The sequence below is a fragment of the Mucilaginibacter sp. Mucisp86 genome (assembly GCF_047324315.1).
Taxonomy (GTDB): domain Bacteria; phylum Bacteroidota; class Bacteroidia; order Sphingobacteriales; family Sphingobacteriaceae; genus Mucilaginibacter.
Genome location: NZ_CP168503.1, coordinates 6,261,870 through 6,283,754 on the forward strand (window position 1 = coordinate 6,261,870; position 21,885 = coordinate 6,283,754).

Below are 21,885 nucleotides of genomic sequence, written 5' to 3' on the forward strand. Positions count from 1 at the left end.
TTGAATAAGGTATTTAAGTTTGGTTTGTTTTTTGCTTTACTGGTGCCCGTGGTATCTCAAGCACAAAATATTGACCCGTGGAAAATTAAAGCAGATAAAATTGATCCATCTAACTACTACGGAATTACGGTAGCCAATGGGATGATCGGGATAGTATCTGCCCCTGAACCATTCAAGGTTAAAAATGTAGTGCTGGCTGGTGCTTATGACCTGTATGGCCGGGGCCGGGTAAGCAATTTTCTGAACAGTTTTAACCTGCTTAACATGTACCTCGAGATTGATGGTAAACGCATCGATGCCAAAAACATCAGTAATTTTAAGCAAGAGTTGGATATGCAGCATGCTGCATTCACCACCACTTTTGATTATGCCGATAAAGCGACCATAAAATACACCTATTACTCACTTAGGCAATTGCCTTTTACCGTTTTGATGGATGTTTCGGTGACGGCAAAGCAAGCTATCAGCATCACATCCGCAAGTGTAATGGAAGCGCCCGACGCGCTTAAAGAGGTTCAGAATTACTATAATGAAATTGACAGGCCGCATGTAACCATAAGCTTACTTACTTCAACAGCAAAAAGCCCCACTGGTAAAATGCAGCTATGTGCGTCTACGTCCTTTTTATTTAGCGAGCCGCATGGCCAGGAGCCCCGCATCATTCATGAAATGTGGGATAATAACATGCACCTCATGAAATTTAGCAAAGCTATAGCTGCCGGCCAAACTTACAATTATGCTGTTACTGGTTCGTCCATAACTTCAGCACATCATGCCGACCCACTGAATGAAGCCGAGCGCCTTACTATTTTTGCTAAACTGGAAGGCCGCGACAGGCTCATCAAATTTCATAATAAGGCATGGGATGAGCTGTGGACAAGCGATATCCAGATAGCGGGCGATGACCAATCGCAGCAGGATATTCATAGCATGTTATATCATTTATACTCGTTTTCGAGGGCAGGTACGGCATATTCGCCCTCACCAATGGGGCTTTCAGGATTGGGTTACAATGGTCACGTTTTTTGGGATTGCGATGTTTGGATGTATCCGGCCATGTTGGTTTTGCATCCCGAAATAGCGAAATCAATGGTCGAGTACCGGTTTGAGCGCCTGGATGCCGCGCATAAAAATGCGTTTTCGCATGGTTATAAAGGGGCAATGTTTCCCTGGGAAAGCGCCGACAGCGGGGTAGAGGAAACACCTGTTTGGGCATTGAGCGGCCCTTTTGAACATCATATTACGGCTTGTGTGGCACTTGCGGCATGGAATTATTATTGTGTTACCCAGGATAAACAATGGCTGAAAGAAAAAGGCTGGCCTATACTTTCGGCCACTGCCGATTTCTGGGCAAGCCGGGTTGAACGCAACGGAGCCGGTCATTACGATATTAAAAACGTAGTTGCGGCCGACGAATGGGCCGAAAATATTGATAACAACGCATTCACCAATGCCGCTGCAAAAGCAAACCTTTTAAATGCCACCACTGCTGCTAAAATTTTAGGAGAAAAAGCCGACGCCGATTGGGTGAATGTTGCTCAAAATATCCCAATTCTGAAGTTGGATAATGGGGTTACCCGCGAACACGCATCCTACAATGGCGAGGGGATTAAACAGGCTGATGTTAACCTGTTGGCCTATCCGCTTAAAACAATAACCGATCCGGCTCAGATAAAAAAAGATCTCGAATACTACGAAACCCGTGTACCCAACGAAGGCACCCCGGCCATGACCCAGGCCGTTTTTGCGCTGTTATATTCACGCTTGGGCAATGGAGAAAAGGCCCTGCATTTTTTTAAAGACGCGTACGAGCCCAATCTTAATCCGCCGTTCCGTGTAATTGCCGAAACCAAAGGCGGAACCAACCCGTACTTCGCTACCGGGGCAGGAGGAATTATTCAAAGCCTGTTGATGGGTTTTGGCGGTTTGGATATTACGCCAACCGGCATTGTGCAGGTTAAAAGTAAATTACCTGCGAATTGGAAATCATTGAAAATTACTGGTGTTGGGATGAATAAGGCTACCTATATGATAAAGTAAACATCATCAATAAACACGGTCATTGCGAGCGCAGCGTGGCAATCGCACGGAAGCAGATCTGTATTGTATAGATGCTTCATAGTTCCTCCGCACGATAGTTAAGACTTACGAAGTTTTCGAAACTTCGTAAGTCTGGATTCTACAACATGCTTTACAGTTTAATCAATTCTGAACTTCAGCCGGTGTTTTTTCCAGTTGTTCTGTATCAATGTGATATCTGTTAACCAAATGCAATAAAACCCCATTAGTCCAGCCGAAGCCATCCTGCAGGGGGTACTCCCCGCCGCCGGCAGTTAATTGTGTATCAACCACATTATACTTTTCCAATAATTTTCCGGTTTGTTTAAACACCCTGATATTAAGTTTAAGCCAACGAGTAGCAATTTCTTTTGCCAGTGTATTGTAATTGTATTTTTCAAGGCCATCTACAGCCATATATTGCAATGGTGCCCAGCCATTTGGTGCATCCCATTGTTGGCCCGAAAAGTTTGGCGTGGTAACCAGGCCACCAGGTTTCAGGAAGTTGCTTTTGAGCCCATCGGCCACTAAACGGGCCTGCTCATCGCTGGCAATTTTAAATTCAAGCGGGAATTCGCCGGCAAGCGTTTCAATAGCTGATTGTTGCTTCAATTTCCAGTTATAATCATCAAACCAGCCTGTTTTTTGGCTCCAGCAATATTTTAGGATTGCATTTTTCCGGCTGTTTGCTCTATACCTATACATTTTAGCCAGTTTGGCATTTGGGAGTTGGTTTAAGCTGCGGGCGATGGTCATTTCCAAATTATATAATAAACAATTCAGATCAACAGGTATGATATCACTGGTTTGTATAGTTGGCAATTTGCCCGATGCATCAAACCATCGCGTGCTGAAATCCCAGCCTGAAGCCGCAGCTGCACGGATGTTTCTATAAAATTGGGCCGACGGTTGTTTGCTTTCTTTAGCTGCATCAACATCTTTTATGTATGACTCCTCGCGCGGTTCATCGCTTTCGTCCCAATACCTGTTCAAAACAACGCCATCTGGCATACGTACAACCCTGTGTGCCGCTTCATTGGCCTTTATTGTTTCCCAGCCATGCATCCAGTATTCATATTCTTTGATCAACTGTGGCCTGAAATGTACCAGCACTTTCTCGCCCTCCAATTTTGCCAGGAGGTTAACCATCATAGCAAAAAATGGCGGCTGCGAACGGGTGAGGTAATAGCTGCGATTGCCGTTGGGGATAAAGCCATATTTATCAATCAGGTAAGCAAAGTTTTCGACCATATTGTGGATCACCTTCACCTGGTGGCTTTCCTGCAGGCCGAGCATTGTAAAATACGAATCCCAGTAATAAATTTCCCTGAACCTGCCGCCAGGCACAATGTATGGATTAGGCAAGGCAAGTGCCGATGAAAAAGGCTTGGCTTCGTCAGGGCGGCGCTGTAATACCTGCCATAAAGTATCAATGTGCTTGCGAATCCCCGCGGATATATCGGTTTGAAAGTTGTTGTGCGATACAGGGACATTGAAATTAGCTAAAACAAATGCCTGCAGGCTAAAGCCGGGCTTATCTTTCTGCTCATTATAAGCTTTCATGATCAGTGCAGGATCCTGCTTGGGCACGGCATCAACAAAGGTCTTGTTATCCGGAAAAATGGTTGAGGTCTGAACCGCCTCAAACAGTCCCGGAAACTGTTGCCGTGGTGTGGCGGTTTGAGCATTTGCCTGTAATACAAAGAATAAAAATGCGAGTAAAAGAAGTTTTCTCATCAGCTTAAAATTACACCTTTTTGCAGGATAGGTATTTGGTTTATAACAGGAGATAAATTTACTATTTTTGAAGCGATTATAATTGATATCTGCTTTGTTTTCAGCCATTATTGTGCAGGATATAAAAGATATCATCCGTATGACCCCATACTATAAACCATAAATCATTTACCATGATAAGCTTTTTACGAAGAGGGTACATTATATTTTCTTTTTTGTTTGCCCATGTTTGCTATGGCCAGTCAACTGTTAACAAGTTACCTTCGTGGGCATTTGGCGGGTTTGTACGGCCGGCAAATATTAACCCAATCATATCGCCGGATACTGCGTCTCGCTTCCTTGATCCCATGAGTAATAAGCGGGTTCAATGGGAAGCCAATGATACTTTCAATCCTGCAGCGACTATAAAAAACAATAAAATAGTAGTACTGTACCGGGCCGAGGATCTGTATGGTATAGGCATCGGCTTCCGCACCTCACGTATTGGTTATGCTGAAAGTAACGATGGGATTCATTTTAACCGAAGAGAAACACCTGTACTTTACCCGGATAACGACATCGCCAAAAAATACGAATGGCCTGGCGGTTGTGAAGACCCGCGTGTAGCAGTTACGCCCGATGGTACCTATGTTATTTTTTACACCGAATGGAACCGGGATTTACCAAGATTAGGCATAGCGACGTCAAAAGACCTGATCCACTGGAAAAAGCACGGGCCAATATTTGAGACCGCCTACCATGGTAAGTTTTTTAATATTGCCAGTAAATCAGCCTCCATATTAACCCGGGTGGTTAATGGTAAACAGGTAATTATTAAAACACATGGAAAATACTGGTTGTATTGGGGCGAACACCATGTATACGCCGCAACATCGACAAACTTAGTAGACTGGGTGCCGGTAGTTGACCAAAAGGGGGATCTGAAAGAGCTTATGTCACCTCGCGATGGTTATTTTGATAGCGATTTAACCGAATGCGGCCCGCCGGCATTGATGACTAAAAATGGCGTGATCCTGTTTTATAACGGCAAAAACAAACCAGCGGAAGGTAGGGATAAGCGGTTCAATGCCAATTCGTATTGTGCTGGGCAGGCCTTATTTGATGCAAAAGATCCGTCTAAATTTAAAACGCGACTTGATATTCCTTTCCTTAGACCGATGGAAGCTTTTGAAAAGAGCGGACAATATATAAACGGAACCGTTTTTATTGAGGGAATGGTTTACTTTAAAAAGAAATGGTTTATGTACTACGGCTGTGCCGATTCGCGGGTGGCAGTAGCAGTATATAATCCATCTAAACCTGCACCGCCCGATCCGATTGAATAGCAGTCGATTGTAGTCTGTTATTAAACAGAAAAATTATGGCTTAAAACTTTGGGTTGTATTAATCTAAATATTATCTTCAAAAATTAATATTTAATATGCTTTACATCCTTATTTCAACTGCTGTTATCCTGTTTATTGCCCACGTAGTTTTGTTATTTACTTCGTTTTCAAATGCAAGTTTGATCTCGCCTCGATATTTTTATTCGCACTTAACTTTATGGCTTACGGGATTATCTGTTTTTGCATTGGCTGCGTTATATAGTGGTACCAACCAATCGGGCTTTCTTGATTATTTTAATACATGGATGAAGAGATCATATATCCTGGTATTTACTTTTGGTCTGTCGTTGGTTGCTCATTGTCTTGTGACTTTTTTAGTGCTGCCTTTATTACGAAAATCAAGAGCTTAACAGCAATTTATTGTAGATAGATTGTTGCTGCAGTGAGGCTAATTCAATAAATCAAGCAGATCATCTTTTGAAAGCGAACTTGTGATAGTGCTGTCTGGCTTGATGAGGGTGTTGGCTATATCCTTTTTTGATTGCTGCATTACCATGATCTTTTCTTCAATAGTACCGGGGCAAATGAGCCTTACGGCCACAATCTTTTTATCCTGGCCTATACGGTGGCAACGGTCTATGGCCTGATTTTCGACAGCCGGGTTCCACCAGGGGTCAACAAGGTACACATAGTCGGCTTCTGTTAAATTGAGTCCGGTACCGCCGGCCTTCAGGCTAATCAGAAAAACCCTGATGCCTGGATCATTTTGAAACTCATTAACTGCCTGTTCCCGTTTGCGTGTTTGGCCGGTGAGGTACGAGAAACGAATATCACGGGAGCTTAATTCCTTGCGGATCAAATCAAGCATAGATACAAATTGCGAAAAGATGAGGATCTTATGCTGATGTTTTTTACTCTCAATTTCTTCCATCAGCATATCCAGCTTGGCCGATGCATCGCCCGGCATTTTTTCGCCTTTTATCAGCATCGGGGAATCACAGATCTGCCTGAGCTTATTAAGCCCTTTTAATACATTCATGGAGCTCTTTTTCAACTCTTCGTTTGTTGTGGCCGAAATGTATTCCCTGAATTCCTTTTCGTAGGAGTCGTAAATATGGCGCTGTTCCTGCTTCATTTCGCAATACAAAACCATTTCGGTTTTTTCGGGCAGTTCCGCAGCAACCTGTTGTTTGGTACGCCTCAATATAAAGGGCTTCACCTTTTCCTGCAATTCGGCGGCACGTTTACTTCCCTTAAATTTATCGATAGGAACTGCATAAATGTCCTTAAAGTATTGTTTGCTTCCCAGCAGGCCCGGGCATGCAAATGAAAGCTGGCCATACAAATCGAAGGTGTTGTTTTCGACAGGGGTACCTGTTATGGTAATTTTATTGCGCGATTTCAGGAGCCTGACGGCCTTGTAACGTTGCGATTCGGGATTTTTTATATGCTGTGATTCATCCAGAAACACATAATTGAAATTAAAATCTTTTAAGAAATTAATATCTGACAATAGTGTACCGTAGGAAGTAAGCACAATTTCATGCTGACGCAGATGTTTGGTATGTTTAAACCGCTCCGCACCATAAATAGTATGAACTTTGATAGACGGTGCAAATTTTTGAACCTCCTGCTGCCAGTTAAACAGGAGCGAAGTAGGTACCACAATGAGGTTGGTATTGTCGTCGGTTTTACTCCGCTGCAAAAGGATAAAAGCAATAACCTGGATGCTTTTACCCAGGCCCATATCATCGGCGAGGCAGCCGCCGAAATTAAGATTATCCAAAAAGTTGAGCCAGTTCAATCCCTGGCGTTGATAGGCACGGAGTGTTCCATTTAGTCCGGCAGGTACAGGTACTTCATCAATAACTGCAGTACTGGTTAGCTTTTTATTGTATATGGCAAGCTCATTTCGTACATCCTCGTCAAGCATTTCTTCATCATAATATTGCTGTATGGCAGTATAGTTACTTTTTGAAGTGTGCAACGTATCATCATCTGAGATTTCGCCCGAATTAAAATAGTGTGTGAATTTCTCTATCCATTCGGCGGGTAAAATTCCCTGCGTACCATCATCAAGCCGTATGTATTTACTTTTGTTTTTTACAGCCTGGTGCACCTGTTTTAATGAAGCCCTTTTTTTGCCGAATTTTAAATCGATTACTGTGTTGAACCAATTAATGCCGCTCACTACGTTGATGGTGATCTTTACTTTATGCGGGTTTAGCTTATTGCCCTCCAGTTCGTTAAAGCCAAGTATTTCAATATTGCTATTAAGCCACTCGTCAAATACGTTTAAAAACCACTCTTCATCCAAAAAGTGCCTTTTATGCAGGTAAAAGTAATCGAGGTCGTTATCCAGTTGTTCGTTAAAATAGGGGTGTTGTTTTACAAGTAGGGCTGTAAAGGCTATTTCCTCGTCATCTCGGCGTTTGACTAAAAACTGGTTGCCTTTTTCGTCGGTGCCATAAATTTGTTTTTGTGTGCGGATGGGGATCTCGGCCTCTCCATAACGTATCACCGGGATAATCATCACATGAGCACCAAAATCTGACAAGTAAATGATCTTTTCGGCAGGCTGATCAAACCCCTCTTTTTTTATTTGCTCCTGTGTGGCTGGTTTAATGTAAGTATAATCAATGTGAAGCCTGTTTTCCAGCTTGTTAAGAAGGTGCGATTTTAACTCGCCGAATTTGCTTTTATGCACCTGCAGGCTGCCTTGCTTCTTTTTCAGCAGTTCAATAACATTCAATACCTGCAAGCTTTCAACCAGGTAAAGTACATTGCCGGTGCTGATAAAGTAGGTGTATTTGATATCAAGATCTTTTATATCATACAACAACCCATCTATATTAAAAATGCCGCTTATCTCATAAAACTCATCCCATGTATTTACCTTAAGCTCCAGGTTGCTTTTTAAACTTTTAACCAAAACCTGGTTTATCGAACCGCTGCTAACCTTTTCAGAAACATTGTTGTCATGAGCGTAAAAACTATATGCTAAAGGGTTTTTAACGATGGCTTTCAGCGCTGCGATATCTGCAACTGTTTTCTCTTTGCTAATATGGTTTTGAAACTTATGTACCCCGGTAAAAAACTTGAGCTGTTGTGCGTCATTGGTTTTCCAGATGAGGTCTAAAGGAGCTATTGGCAGCAAAGGATTCTTAATCTTTCCGTCTTTAGTGCTTTGTGCAAGGTACAGCTCAATAAATAAATACTTATAATATTTGTGTTGTTTTAGTACAATACAGGTTGTTTTATCCGCCACATCGCCGGGTTGTTCAATTGGTTCGGCTTTATCATTTACGATGATACTTTGCAAACTGGCAAGGCTCTCTTTGGTAACGGCGGTTAATGCTACAGAGCGCGGGATTATTTCAAAGCTTTTAGATGATGATCTCAGCTCGAAAAACTTATCGAGATCTGGCTCTTCTTCCAATCCGTAATCGGCCGCTGTCTTTTTTAATTTTTTATGCCTTAGTTCGGCATCAAAAAACACCCTAAACTCATCTCGTTGTGTTATGGCCGATAATACCTGTGCCTGGTGTTCGCACAGTTTATTACCTGTGGCATGGCATCCGCATGAAAGCGCCATCTGCCCGTCGTGGCCGGTAACAATTACCTCAGGGAAAGCTACGGTACCCGATTGATTGGTAAATACGCCCTGGTTAATTTCAAGGTGCTTGGCCAGTATTTGCCGGTAGCTATGCGAATCAAAATAAATACTTACAGCAGCATGAGCGGCAATAATACTTTCGCTAAGGTCGGCAATGGTTGCGCCTTTGATGATGATATTATGATTGCTTTCGCCTTCCTGGTAGCTGATTATCCTGATCACTCTTGCTTTGATGGTTCCCGGTAAATATCATAACAATTATGGTAATGACGATAACCGAGGGTGTTTTTTCGCTAAAAGATTATTTAATTTCTGTTTAAGAAGTTGTTATGAGGCTGTATCAAAAAATGATCAGCTTCATTTTTTGATACAGATAACTTAAGCGATATATAGTTTCGATTGAATTAACTTTTCTAACAAAAAGGGGGTTAACAGGGTTAACATAATTTTGTGCTGATTTTTAATTATATAGTTAATAATCAATTAGTTGATCGTTTTTTATGCCAAAAAAATGTTAACCCCCTTTTGTATAAATATTATCGGATAAGTTAAATTGGTTTCTAAAAACGCCAAGTAATGTCAATATTAATTATGGGTTCAACCTTGTTCTTTGAAAGTGTTAATCTTAAACAGCCTCTAACTATGTAACAATTATATTCTTCATCAATTATTTACCTTTAATAAATCTATCTGTCATAATTTAGCTGTTTAGTTTAGTACTATGAAATATCCAAAAGTCTTATTGCATCTATTTATTTTAGCGCTCTCTTTTTGTTTTTATGCTTGTCATACTGTTTCAGGAAATAAACAGACTTCCGATAATGAACAGGTCAATATGCATAGTGCCTATGACGACAGTACACTTAACCGCCATATCCTGCCGGTTTTAATGCCTTATAACCGCATTATTGATCCGGCCGGTACGGTAATTTCATTTGGCGATGCTGCTGATGAAAACCACAGCATGGATGTAAGGCTAATTCCGGGTACCAGGTTTATCGCTGTTGAAGACAGGTACGGTATGACCATAATTGATACTACTGCAAAAAAAGTTGCCACCCGGTGGACCTACAAGCAAGATGCACGCTACCGCGGGCTTACAAGTACTTACTCCGGACTTAAAGTTGTTAATATCGATAACCAAACCCAAATTTACTGGAGTGCTGCCGCCGGCAAAGGCAAAGATTCTAAATCGTACGTTTTCCAGGCAATATGGAAAGACGGCAATATCAACATCCAAAATACCTTCAGTTTTAAAGCTGAAGGCGAATCGCCACTGGCGTTACCTAACGATCTGGCCATCAATAAAGAAAACGGTATAAATTATCTGTACGTGGTTTTAAACGGAAATAACCAACTGGTTAAGATTAATTTAGCAGATAATAAAACCGTTTGGACAAAATCAACCGGTGTTGCTCCATATGGAATTACCATCGCGAAAAACAAAATATTTTTAACCAATTGGGCAGGACCGCAAGCCATTGATACATTGAAGCGTGAAACAGCCGGCGTTCCATATGGTAAGGCATATATCGACCCCAAAACCGGGGCAACGGTACAGGGTACCGTAATGGTTATGGATTTAGCTAAAGGCGATGTGATTAAAGAAATTACAGTTGGCCTGCATCCGAATGCTATCGTTAACAGTGCCGATGAAGCTTTTGTTTATGTGGCGAATGGCAACAGTGATATGGTATCGGTAATTTCAACCAATTCACTGCAAAATGTTGCTGCTATTGATGTTAAGTTAAATCCGGGTAAAAAAAGCTATATAGGTGATTCGCCCAATGCTTTGGCTGTTAATGCCGATGGTACTATATTGTATGTCGCTAATGGTTTGGATAATGCGGTTGCCGTAGTAAAGTTGGGAAGCAAAACATCGCTTAAGGGAACCGGCAATGATGAAGTGAGAGGTTTTATCCCAACAGAAGCATATCCCGGCGGCCTGGCTGTAGATGGTAACAATCTGTTTGTGACCAACCTGGAAGGCGAGGGCTCAAGGATAAGCACAGACGAGATAGGTAAGGATAATTTAAAAGGCGATTTGCCATCCGGCGCTGACGTTACTGCTTATAACTCGCACCATTTAAAGGCAACTGTATCAATGATTAGTATCCCCGATGATAATTTATTGAAGCAGTACACCCAAAAAGTTCAGGACCTGAACCTCAGCTTCCGTCAGCAGATAGCGCAGTTACTGCCCCGTAAAAATATCGCGCCTAAACCAATGCCAGAGCGTATCGGTGAGCCATCGGTTTTTAACCATGTGCTGTATATCATCAAAGAGAACCGTACGTACGACCAGGTTTTAGGCGATATGCCTGAAGGCAATGGCAATAAATCGCTTTGTATTTATGGCGATAGTGTTACGCCAAATCAACATAATATAGCGCGCAACTTTTTGTTGCTTGATAATTATTATGCCTCCGGCAAGTGTTCGGCAGAAGGTCACCAGTGGACCGATGCTGCCATGGTTACAGATTATGTTGAAAAAAGCGTACGCTCCTGGTTTAGGAGTTATCCGCATGTGCAGGAAGATGCACTTGTTTACGATGGTAACGGTTTTATCTGGAATAACGCTGCCGATCATGGTAAAACAGTAAGGATTTATGGTGAAGCTTGTGCCGTGCATTTTGATGATAAGCTAAGCTGGAGCGATATTTATAACAACTACACAGCAGGTAAGCCTTTTGTATTTAAGAATACCAGTACCATTTCGCGGGTGAGACCAATGCTGTCGCAGAATTTTCCGGGCTCCGATGAACATAAGATCAACGAGCAATTAAGAGCAACAGCTTTTATTAAAGAGCTACATGAATATGAGCAAAAACCGGGGGACCAGTTGCCTCAACTGATGATCATGGCGCTATCTGCGGATCATACAGTAGGCACCCGGCCTGGTTTTCCAACACCCGATGCCATGGTGGCCGATAACGACCTGGCGCTTGGCCGTATTGTAGAAGCAATTTCAAAAAGCCGTTTCTGGAAAAATACGGTAATATTTGTTACTGAAGATGACTCGCAGGCGGGATGGGATCACGTGTCTGCATATCGTACTACAGGCTTTGTGATTAGTCCTTATAGCAGGCTACAGCATAAAGTAAGCAAAAATTATAACCAGACCTGTATCGTACGTTCCATTGAACAAATATTGGGTTTACCACCAATGAACATCATTGACGCAACCGCAATGCCCATGTTTGATTGCTTTACCGGTAAGCCATCTCCTTATACTTATACCAGTTTGAAAAATATGGTGCCGCTTAATAAAATCAGCGCGCCTTTTTCTTCACTCAAAGGATCTGCATTACATTTTGCGAAATTATCATCAAGGCCCGAATACGATCATATTGATGGTGGAAATGATGACGTGATGAACAGGATACTGTGGTTTGCTGCTAAAGGGAAAAAAGCCTATCCCGCTAAGCTGGCAGGGAAAGATGAAGATGATGATTAAAAAATAAGTAAACATCGTCATTAATTCTAAGATCAACTATAATATCAAAATAGTTGTATGTTTTAAAACCGCGGCCTTAATAGGGCCGCGGTTTTTTTGATGTCAATCGGCTTAATCTCCAATAACTGATTGTTTTATACGTAAAACTACGGTAAAAACACCTCAAAAATACCGTGAAAATACGGGGGCACCTGTTCGCAATATAGCCTTATCTTTATTGTAAACCTCATCAACGCCTGCAAGCGATTAATCAATCAATTTCACAACCTAACCAAAAAAATTATGAAAATTTCAGCGCTTGATGAAAGTGGCGAACCAGTTGACTGGTGGTTTATTTACAAAGTTCCGCAGCTTGACGGAGGGGTGGGCAACGACAAAGCTACAGGGTATGAGTATGTTTATTACGATTCCAAAATCGATGCAAATTCTGATGCCCGGCAAAGAGTAATTGAAAAATCTCCTAATGTACTGAACAGCGACAAGGGGGCGCTCAACCTCACAATGGAATCGGTGTTCAAGAATTTCAACACGCCGGCTCCAACCACTGGTTGGATCCTTTACAATGATGAGATGCCCGAAAGCTTTAGCGTTAATAAACATGACGATGGTACCAGGGGGCATACCAAGGGAATATTAGCATTTGATACCGAATCTGAAACAGCTTTCTGGTTGCTTCACTCGTGGCCCAAATTTATGGAGCCGGGTTCAGAGAAAGACCCAACTCCCAAATATGGGCAAACATACTTATGTATTTCATTAGATTTAAAAACTGCGAATGCTATTGCCAAGCAAATGCTGACCCACCAGGAGCCGCAGATATACCATTTTAGAACTGCCAATTTGCCTCCGACGGCTGATCTCTTTACGCTAACACAGCCATTGAAAAACCATCCCGATCCCCTTGGGGATTCTATTGATTTAACTTCAATTGGTGGTATGCCTTTCAAAGTTATTGCTAAGAACAGGGAATGGAATAAAGATTTTTGGAATGATTTGGTAGGTGATGTTTTAAAAGATGACCTGGACGTAGAAACGTGGATCCGCGGCCCCATTCCACCGATAGCTGATAGTGACGGTATTCATAAAACCTTTGATATTAAGTATATCAACTTAGGCTTCATGGGCGCACATTGGGCATGGCCCGAAACAAATGATCATGCCAAGTGGGGAGTTACATTACACGATCCATGGATTTGTGTTGGTGATATTAACCGTATGATCTCGCAACGCAAACGCGGCGGAGGTACTATTGCATTTAAAAATCAAACCTTGTGGTCGGGCTTGTCCAAAACAAGTTTGCTTTTGGCCCCTCCGGGACATAACAGAACTGAAGCTCATGTGCTGATTCAAAAAACGCACCATCTTCATGCAGAGGCCCCTCCAAGAACACCGCCTGCATAAACATATAAACTATTTCTTATCGATACAGGTATTATTAGTTGTATATGACCTGTATCGAAAGGAATTAAAATAAGGTCGTTAATATGACAGCTTATTCACCAAATTATGCTGGATCATTTCTGATACCTCGAAAAAGGTCATCAGTTTCTGCTGTTCTATACCCGCCCCGGCAAGCTCGTTTATTTTTTCAACGCTTAGTTCGATATGTGGTATATAGCTTTTGGCTAAAGGAGAAAGTGATATATAGTGACGACGCCTGTCTTCAGGATTGATATTTATTGATACCAACCCACGCTTTTCCAAATCAAAAACAATTACCGCCGTGCGCGATTTGTCAATCTGTAGCAGCTCTGAGAGCCTGTTTTGTGTAACCTGGTTCTCCTCAACGGCAAGCGTTAACAATACTTCAAAGTGATGGTCGAGTTCAAAGGGTGAGAGCTCGTTTAAGATCATTTTTGTATACAGATAATTGATCTTTTTTAATCGTTTTGATATCAATTGTATATTTTTCATATCCTCTAATGATATTAAGTCAATTCATTTCATTATTAATGCTATTCTCTGGATGACTCATGTTCTGCGCGCGCCTCCGCGATATCATACTCCAGTTCAGGGTCAATATTCTGTGCCTCAACTTTTCTTGCTTTTTCCATCAGTTCTTCATGGTGCGCTTGCAGGTAAGCCAGTTGTTTTTTTCCGTAGGATAACCTTGTAAGAAGTACAAAAAGTACGGGCACAACAAAGATGGATATGGTTGACGACGCTATCATACCACCCAGCACCGTAACGCCAATGGTATTCCGGGATTCGGCACCGGCACCTGTAGCCAGCACCAGCGGTAATACCCCTAAAATAAACGCCAGCGATGTCATGATGATTGGCCGTAAACGCAGGCGTACCGCTTCCAGCGTTGATTTGATGAGTTCTTCACCGCGGTCAACCCTCAGTTTGGCAAACTCTACAATAAGAATGGCATTTTTAGCAGACAAACCAATAAGTGTTATTAAACCTATTTGTGCATATACATTGTTGGTTATGGTCGGCGTAACGGTTAATGCAACTATAGCCCCAAACGCACTGACAGGAACCGCAAGCATAACCGAAAAAGGTACCGACCAGCTTTCATATAGTGCGGCAAGAAACAGGAATACAAAAATGATAGAGAACAGGAAGATATATACTGTGATGGAGCCCGCTTTTATCTCCTCATAGCTTAAACCCGAAAACTCATAGGAGTAACCCCGCGGAAGTGTTTTTGCAGCCAGTTGCTTTAATGCTTCAATGGTTTGCCCGCTGCTATATCCCGGTGGAATAGCGCCATCAACCTCTGCGGAACGGAAAATGTTAAAGTGGGTGATGAGCGGAGCGGCTACAATTGGTTTGTAACTGATCACTGTACTCAGCGGCAGCATTTGACCCGCCGAATTGTGTACATAATATTTATTGATATCAGACACAAGCGCCCGGTAGGAGGTATCTGCCTGAACCACCACGTGATACGTACGATTATACAGCGTAAAATTATTTACAAACAAGCTGCCCATATAAGCCTGCATAGTTGAAAATACGTCTGAGATATTGATACCCAGTTTTTCGCATTTTTCCCTGTCTACATTTAATTCATAGCTTGGTGTATGCGCCGAAAAATAGCTGTAGGCGCCTGCTGTTGCGGGTACTTTTTTGGCTGCTGCAACAAATTTTTTGACTGTCTTCTCAAATGCATAAATATCGTCGGTAGAATTTCCCTGTTCTATTTGCATACTAAAGCCCGCTGCCTGGCCTATGCCGCGGATTGGTGGAGGTTGAGCAACAACCACGTTGGCATTTTTGATACCGGCCTTCGCAATACGCTTTTTAATTACGTTAATTAAACCTTGTATCCGGGTATCAGGAGTGGTGCGGTCATCCCAGGGAGTGAGCATACAAAACATGGAGCCATTGTTTGAGTTGGCCCCGCCGTTAAGAATATTGAACCCGGAAATGGCAGTATAATGCAGTATTCCCGGAGTTGATGCCACAATTTTCATCAGTCTGGTCATCACATTAACCGATTGAATTGTTGATGATGCTTCCGGCAGTTGGTAAGTTATGTATAACCTGCCGCCATCTTCAGAAGGTACAAAACCAGAAGGCTTTAGCTTAAACAAAATATAAGTGCCGGCACAAATACATACCAAAACAATGATAACATAGCGAGCCCCCTGTATACATTTTTTTACGCTGTTAGCGTAGCTGAAGGACATTTTTTCAAACATCCGGTTGAAGGCAATAAAAAAACGATCGAGCCAATTTTGCTTAGCGCCATCAGCTTTAGCGGGCCGCAATAACAACGTACATAACGCCGGGGTTAATGAAAGCGCAACAAAGGCCGACAGCATAACCGATATAGCGATGGTAATAGCAAATTGCTGATACAAACGCCCAACAATTCCCGGAATGAAGCCAACCGGCACAAACACTGATGCAAGGATAAGCGCAATGGCTATTACCGGTGCCGAGATCTCCTTCATGGCATGATAAGTAGCCTCTTTGGGGGACATACCTTTTTCATCTATATAATGTTGTACAGCTTCAACCACTATAATGGCATCATCAACCACTATACCTATAGCCAGCACAAAGCCAAACATGGTTAGCGTGTTTATGGTAAATCCAAGCGGTATAAAAAAGCAAAAGGTGGCTAATATAGATACCGGGATAGCCATAATAGGAATGAGTGTTGATCGCCAGTTTTGCAGGAACAGCAACACAACTATAGCCACCAGCCCCAGTGCCTTAAGCAATGTGCCCACTACTTCCTGCATCGAAACTTTAATGATGGTTATGGATTCAAATGGCACTACATAATCCACATCGCTTGGAAAGGATTTTTTGAGTTTGGCTAAAGCAGCATACACATTTTCGGCTGTTTGCAGCGCGTTGCTCCCGGGCGATTGGTATACCTGGATGGTTGAGGCCCGGTTACCGTCAATAAAGGCATTGCTTGAGAAGGTAAACTTACCCAGTTCAACCCTGGCAACATCTTTCAACCGCACAAGCTGACCCGTACCGGGGATGGTTTTGATAATGATATTTTCGTACTCCGTAGCTTTGTTAAGCATGCCATTAACCAAAATCCCGGTTTCATAAACCTGCGATGACGGTTGAGGAGGCGCACCTACAGCACCCGCTGCTACATACATGTTTTGTGAAGACAGGGAACTGGTAACTTCGGCCGGAGTAAGGTTATACGATGCCATTTTATTGGGATTAAGCCATATGCGCATACTGAAGTTATCGGTACGTGCAGTCACATCACCAACACCAGGCACGCGTAATATGGCATCCTGAATGAATGTATTGGTATAGTTGTCTAAAAAGGTGATGTTATGGGTATGCTTTGGCGAGTAAATGCCTATCATCATTAACTGATCGGGATTACTGGCGCGTACAGTTAAGCCTAACTTACTCACAACCGATGGCAATAACGGCGAAGCAATCCCCACGCGGTTTTGGACATTAAGTGCTGCTATGTGCACGTTAGTGCCAATTTTAAAAGTAACCCTGATACCCATGCCGCCGCTGTTGGTGCTGGTACTGGTCATGTATTCCATACCCGGCGTACCGTTTACCTGTTCCTCAATAGGAGTGGCAACTGTTTGTTCAACAGTTTGCGCATCAGCACCGGTGTAAGATCCGTTGACGGAAACGCTCGGTGGTGAAATGTTCGGGTATTGGTCAACCGCCAGGTTAAACAGGCATATTAAGCCCGAAATCATCAATACTACGGATATAACGATTGCGGTGACCGGTCTTTTTATAAATGTGTTTGCGATCATCGTTATTCAGTTTTATGTAATTCGCGGGATTTCGCAATCTCGTATTCCAATTCAGGGTCGATGTTTTGAGCTTCGACCTTTTTAGCCTTTTCTCTAAGGTTTTCGCGGTGCGCCTGCAGGTATTCCAGCTTTTCTTTGCCATACGAAACACGGGTTATCACTACAAACAGCACAGGTACAATAAATATGGCTATTGTTGATGCAGCAAGCATGCCGCCAAGTACGGTATAACCAATGGTTTGCCTGGCTACAGCTCCTGCGCCCGTAGCAAGCACCAGCGGCAGCACACCTAATATAAATGCAAGTGATGTCATGACGATAGGCCTTAAACGGAGGCTTACGGCTTCAAGGGTAGATTTGATGAGCTCTTCTCCCTGGTCAACCCGTACTTTTGCAAACTCCACAATAAGGATGGCATTTTTTGCTGCAAGGCCAATCAACGTTATCAAACCTATCTGGGCATAAACGTTATTGGTTAAACCTGGAACCATTACCAAAGCAAGGATAGCTCCTAAAGCTCCTACAGGTACAGCCAGCAATACGGAAAAGGGAACAGACCAACTTTCATACAGCGCGGCCAAAAAGAGAAACACGAACGTAAGAGAAAATATAAAGATGTAAATAGTGGTTGAACCTGCTTTTACTTCTTCGTAACTCAACCCCGACAACTCAAATTCGTACCCCTCGGGTAAAACCCGTTTGGCCAGTTTCTGCATTTCGGTTATAGCTGCGCCACTGCTGTAACCTTCGTTGGTTGAGCCATCAATTTCGGCCGAACGGAAAATATTAAAATGTGAGATCAGCGGCGGGGCATCTACCGGCTTATAACTAATAACCGTTCCAAGTGGTACCATGCCACCGGCCTGGTTACGCACATAATATTTATCCATGTTGGATACCAGCTTGCGATAAGCTGTATCGGCCTGTACTACAACGTGAAATGTGCGGTTGTAGGTAGTGAAGTCATTTATATACAGGCTTCCCATATACGCCTGTATGGTGGTAAAAACATCAGCTACATTTACCCCGAGTTTTTCGCATTTCTCCCTGTCAACCGTCAAGCTGTAATTAGGTGTATGTGAAGTATAAAAAGTAAAAGCTTTTTTAATAACCAGATTTTTATTGGCTTCGGTTACAAAATTGTTCACCACTTTTTCAAACGCCTGCAAATTATCAGTTGTGCTTCGTTGCTCTATCTGCATACTAAAACCAACCGTGGTACCAATGCCCGGCAGGGGCGAAGGCTGGATCACTTCCACATTGGCATCATTTATACCGGCGTCGGCAATCCGTTTTTGTAGAACGCCTATAATTCCAGGTACTTGTTCGCTTGATTTACTTCTGTCATCCCAGGGGGCAAGCTGACAATAAATGGTGCCGTTGTTTGAGTTACTGGCATTGGTGACAACGTTAAGGCCCGACAATGCGGCGTAATGCGCAACGCCGGGAGTGGAGCCGATCACCTTCATTAATTTCGACATCACTTCAACCGACCGGGCGGTTGATGACGCCGGAGGCAACTGAAAAGTGACGTACAGATTTCCATCATCTTCTGACGGTATAAACCCTGATGGTTTGCCCTGGAAAAGGAAGTACGATCCCGCACAAATACATATTAATATGATGATCACCAGGCGTGAAGCCTTAATGCTTTTTTGCACGCCAAGGGTATATCGGTTGGTTATTCGTTCAAATGCATTGTTAAACACAAAAAACCACTTATTGATACCCTTAGCCTCCTTATTAATTGGCGAGGGTTTAAGCAACAACGTACAAAGCGCCGGTGTTAACGACAAGGCTATAAAAGCCGATATGATAACAGATATGGCTATGGTAATAGCGAATTGCTGATAAAGACTGCCTACAATGCCGGGTATAAAACCCACCGGCACAAATACGGCAGCCAATATAAGCGCAATGGCGATAACCGGGGCCGAAATATCCTTCATAGCCGTATAAGTCGCTTCTTTAGCCGACATGTGGTCATGATCGATATAATGCTGCACGGCCTCAACCACAATAATGGCGTCATCAACCACAATACCAATGGCCAATACAAAACCGAACATGGTTAAGGTATTAATGGTGAAGCCAAGCGGTATAAAGAAGCAGAACGTACCGAATATAGATACTGGTATAGCCAATACCGGAATGAGCGTTGAACGCCAGTTTTGTAAAAACACAAATACAACCACGGCAACCAGCGCTAATGTTTTTAAGAGTGTGCCTATTACATCGCTCATGGATACCTTTACCACCGTAACGGATTCAAAAGGTACCTGGTACTGTACATCGGCCGGGAAGTTCTGTTTCAGCTTGGCGAGGGCGGCGTATACGCCATTCGCAGTTTCAAGGGCATTGCTACCGGGTGCCTGGTATATTTGCAGGTAAGATGCTTTATGGCCATCAACAAAAGAATTACTTGAGAAGGTGAATTTACCCAGTTCAACCCGGGCCACATCCTTAAGATAAACCATTTGTCCGGTTGCCGGGATGGTTTTAACAATGATCTTTTCAAATTCAGATACTTTGCTTAACCTGCCGTTTACCAGGATACCCAGTTCGTAGGTTTGGGTTGAGGCTTGCGGAGGCACACCCGCTGTTCCGGCGGCTACCTGTACGTTTTGTGCATTAAGGGCAGCAATTACATCAGAAGGGGTTAAGCTGTATGAAGCCATTTTTTCCGGGTTCATCCAGATCCTCATGCTAAAATCGTCGGTAAAGCGGTTGATGCTTCCAACGCCCGGCACCCGTAACAAAGCATCCTGTATAAAAATGTTGGTGTAATTATCTAAAAAAGTGATGTTATGTGTGCCTTTGGGAGCGTATATGGCTACCATCATCAGCATACTTGGGTTAACTGCACGTACAGTGAGCCCAAGCCTGCTTACCACGGCAGGCAACAGCGGCGTAGCTATGCTAACCCGGTTTTGAACATCAAGGGCTGCAACATCAATATCGGTTCCGGGCTTAAACGTTACATTCAAAGTCATCTGCCCGTTATTGGTACTGTTACTTTGCATATACTCCATACCCGGTGTCCCGTTTACCTGTTCTTCAATAGGGGTAGCAACAGTTTGCTCAACGGTTTGAGCATCGGCCCCTGTGAACTGGCCGTTAACCTGTACAATGGGCGGTGTAATATCGGGGTACTGATCTATAGGTAACAGCAATATGGATACCGTACCCGTAATAACCAGTACAATAGATATCACGATTGCCGTTACAGGTCTTTTTATAAAGGTATTAGCTATCATAAATTTTTTCCTGAATAAATTAAGCGTGTTTTATCGGCCTCCTTTACCACCTGCAGAGGGAGCAGCCTTGTTGGCCGTTGTTATCGGCACGCCATTGCGCAGCAGTTGCACTCCATCAACAACAATGCGGTCGCCGGCTGCAATACCACTTTTGATGATCATGCCGGCTCCAATGGTTTGCCCCGGCTGTACCTTTTTTTGTACCGCAAAAAGCCTGGATATTTTATTTTTAGCAGAATCGGCCCCGGCTTTTGGGTTGTTAACCAAACTATCCTTGGCGGTAAATACAAAGTATTCGCCCATTTGCTCAACTACAGCTTTGCCCGGCACCACCAGCTGAGGGCCTGCTTCCTGGTTATGTACCCGTACAACACAGCTCATACCAACCCTTAACATGCGCTTTGGGTTAGCAAATACAAGCCTGATAGTAACCGACCCGGTTTGCGGGTTAACTGCACGGTCGATAACCGAAATTTTACCGTTTACAGGATATAGTGAATTATCAGACAATAAGAGCGTAAAAAGCGAATCTACAGCCTGAGTTTTACTTTGTTGCAGGCGCTCAAATTGGGGCAGTTGCTTTTCATTTATTACAAAATCAACCGCCATTGGGTCATCGGTTGATATAGTGTTTAATACGGTTGAGCCAACGTTTACTACATCACCCAGTTTAACCTGGCTAAAACCTATGGTGCCGCTAAATGGTGCATAAACCGTAGCATAGTTTAGGTTGGTTTTTGCAGTTTTTACGGCCTGCCCTGATGCGCTTAACTGATTCTGTGCATTTTGCAGCGCAATAACTGCATGGTCATAAAGCTGTTTGGCAACTGCGTTGTATTTGTTGAGATACTCGTACCGGTCGGCATCTTGTTGCGCCTGGGTAAGACTGCCTTCGGCGACCTTGCGATTGGCTACCGCCGCATCATAATTATCCTGGTATATACGCCTGTCTATTTCAAAAAGCTTTTGTCCTTTTTCCACATGCCTCCCCTCGGTAAAAAATATACCGGTTATAGCTCCCTGCACCTGTGGAAGCAGGTTAACCTGGCTTAAAGCAGCAGTAGTAGAAGGATATTGATCATAGTAAAGCACATTTTTGGCTTTGATCTTTAACAAATTAACCGGTATTTCCGGGTCGACAGGTGGCTGTTTTTGTTTGCATGCACCCAGGATAAGTACGGTTATGAAGCTGATTATTAATGATAATTTATTCATG

The 21,885-nt window shown here is 43.0% G+C and carries 11 protein-coding genes; 5 read left to right on the plus strand and 6 right to left on the minus strand.

The window, feature by feature from the left end:
• On the plus strand, positions 1–2,040 hold the full coding sequence (locus ACEN9X_RS26075; protein WP_413667917.1) for a glycoside hydrolase family 65 protein: 2,040 nt from the start codon (positions 1–3) through the stop codon (positions 2,038–2,040).
• A gap of 162 nt (positions 2,041–2,202) precedes the next feature.
• Here ACEN9X_RS26075 and treA read toward each other — a convergent pair whose 3' ends face one another.
• Positions 2,203–3,849: an alpha,alpha-trehalase TreA gene (treA, locus tag ACEN9X_RS26080; RefSeq protein ID WP_413671160.1), complete on the minus strand. Its 1,647-nt coding sequence runs from the start codon at positions 3,847–3,849 to the stop codon at positions 2,203–2,205.
• A gap of 119 nt (positions 3,850–3,968) precedes the next feature.
• On the opposite strand from treA, the gene ACEN9X_RS26085 reads away from it, so the two are divergent.
• Both ACEN9X_RS26085 and ACEN9X_RS26090 read left to right on the plus strand, forming a co-directional pair.
• On the plus strand, positions 3,969–5,120 hold the full coding sequence (locus tag ACEN9X_RS26085; RefSeq protein WP_413667918.1) for a glycoside hydrolase family 130 protein: 1,152 nt from the start codon (positions 3,969–3,971) through the stop codon (positions 5,118–5,120).
• Between the two features lie 95 nt (positions 5,121–5,215).
• Positions 5,216–5,530: a hypothetical protein gene (locus ACEN9X_RS26090; protein ID WP_413667919.1), complete on the plus strand. Its 315-nt coding sequence runs from the start codon at positions 5,216–5,218 to the stop codon at positions 5,528–5,530.
• Between the two features lie 38 nt (positions 5,531–5,568).
• Here ACEN9X_RS26090 and ACEN9X_RS26095 read toward each other — a convergent pair whose 3' ends face one another.
• Positions 5,569–8,958, minus strand: a complete 3,390-nt coding sequence (locus ACEN9X_RS26095) for an SNF2-related protein (RefSeq protein WP_413667920.1) — start codon at positions 8,956–8,958, stop codon at positions 5,569–5,571.
• A gap of 613 nt (positions 8,959–9,571) precedes the next feature.
• On the opposite strand from ACEN9X_RS26095, the gene ACEN9X_RS26100 reads away from it, so the two are divergent.
• Together ACEN9X_RS26100 and ACEN9X_RS26105 are read left to right on the plus strand one after the other, a co-directional pair.
• Positions 9,572–12,193, plus strand: a complete 2,622-nt coding sequence (locus tag ACEN9X_RS26100; RefSeq protein ID WP_413667921.1) for a bifunctional YncE family protein/alkaline phosphatase family protein — start codon at positions 9,572–9,574, stop codon at positions 12,191–12,193.
• A gap of 282 nt (positions 12,194–12,475) precedes the next feature.
• Complete coding sequence (locus ACEN9X_RS26105) at positions 12,476–13,594, plus strand: deoxyribonuclease II family protein (RefSeq protein ID WP_413667922.1); 1,119 nt, start codon at positions 12,476–12,478, stop codon at positions 13,592–13,594.
• Between the two features lie 78 nt (positions 13,595–13,672).
• Here ACEN9X_RS26105 and ACEN9X_RS26110 read toward each other — a convergent pair whose 3' ends face one another.
• From ACEN9X_RS26110 to ACEN9X_RS26125, 4 genes are read right to left on the minus strand one after another with little or no spacing between them, the layout of a single operon-like run.
• Complete coding sequence (locus tag ACEN9X_RS26110) at positions 13,673–14,107, minus strand: MarR family winged helix-turn-helix transcriptional regulator (RefSeq protein ID WP_413667923.1); 435 nt, start codon at positions 14,105–14,107, stop codon at positions 13,673–13,675.
• A 41-nt stretch (positions 14,108–14,148) separates the two neighbouring features.
• Positions 14,149–17,412 (minus strand): efflux RND transporter permease subunit, encoded by a 3,264-nt coding sequence (locus ACEN9X_RS26115; RefSeq protein WP_413667924.1) that lies wholly within the window; start codon positions 17,410–17,412, stop codon positions 14,149–14,151.
• A gap of 2 nt (positions 17,413–17,414) precedes the next feature.
• On the minus strand, positions 17,415–20,669 hold the full coding sequence (locus ACEN9X_RS26120; protein WP_413667925.1) for an efflux RND transporter permease subunit: 3,255 nt from the start codon (positions 20,667–20,669) through the stop codon (positions 17,415–17,417).
• A 30-nt stretch (positions 20,670–20,699) separates the two neighbouring features.
• The gene (locus ACEN9X_RS26125; RefSeq protein WP_413667926.1) at positions 20,700–21,884 is read right to left on the minus strand and encodes an efflux RND transporter periplasmic adaptor subunit; all 1,185 of its coding nucleotides are present in this window, start codon (positions 21,882–21,884) and stop codon (positions 20,700–20,702) included.
• Position 21,885 lies beyond the last annotated feature (1 nt).

Coding starts and splice junctions, on each gene's coding strand:
- ACEN9X_RS26105 (WP_413667922.1), top strand. CDS start 12,476: ATGAAAATTTCAGCGCTTGATGAAAGTGGCGAACCAGTTGACTGGTGG.
- ACEN9X_RS26125 (WP_413667926.1), bottom strand. CDS start 21,884: ATGAATAAATTATCATTAATAATCAGCTTCATAACCGTACTTATCCTG.
- ACEN9X_RS26100 (WP_413667921.1), top strand. CDS start 9,572: ATGCATAGTGCCTATGACGACAGTACACTTAACCGCCATATCCTGCCG.
- ACEN9X_RS26085 (WP_413667918.1), top strand. CDS start 3,969: ATGATAAGCTTTTTACGAAGAGGGTACATTATATTTTCTTTTTTGTTT.
- ACEN9X_RS26120 (WP_413667925.1), bottom strand. CDS start 20,669: ATGATAGCTAATACCTTTATAAAAAGACCTGTAACGGCAATCGTGATA.
- ACEN9X_RS26115 (WP_413667924.1), bottom strand. CDS start 17,412: ATGATCGCAAACACATTTATAAAAAGACCGGTCACCGCAATCGTTATA.
- ACEN9X_RS26110 (WP_413667923.1), bottom strand. CDS start 14,107: ATGAAAAATATACAATTGATATCAAAACGATTAAAAAAGATCAATTAT.
- ACEN9X_RS26090 (WP_413667919.1), top strand. CDS start 5,216: ATGCTTTACATCCTTATTTCAACTGCTGTTATCCTGTTTATTGCCCAC.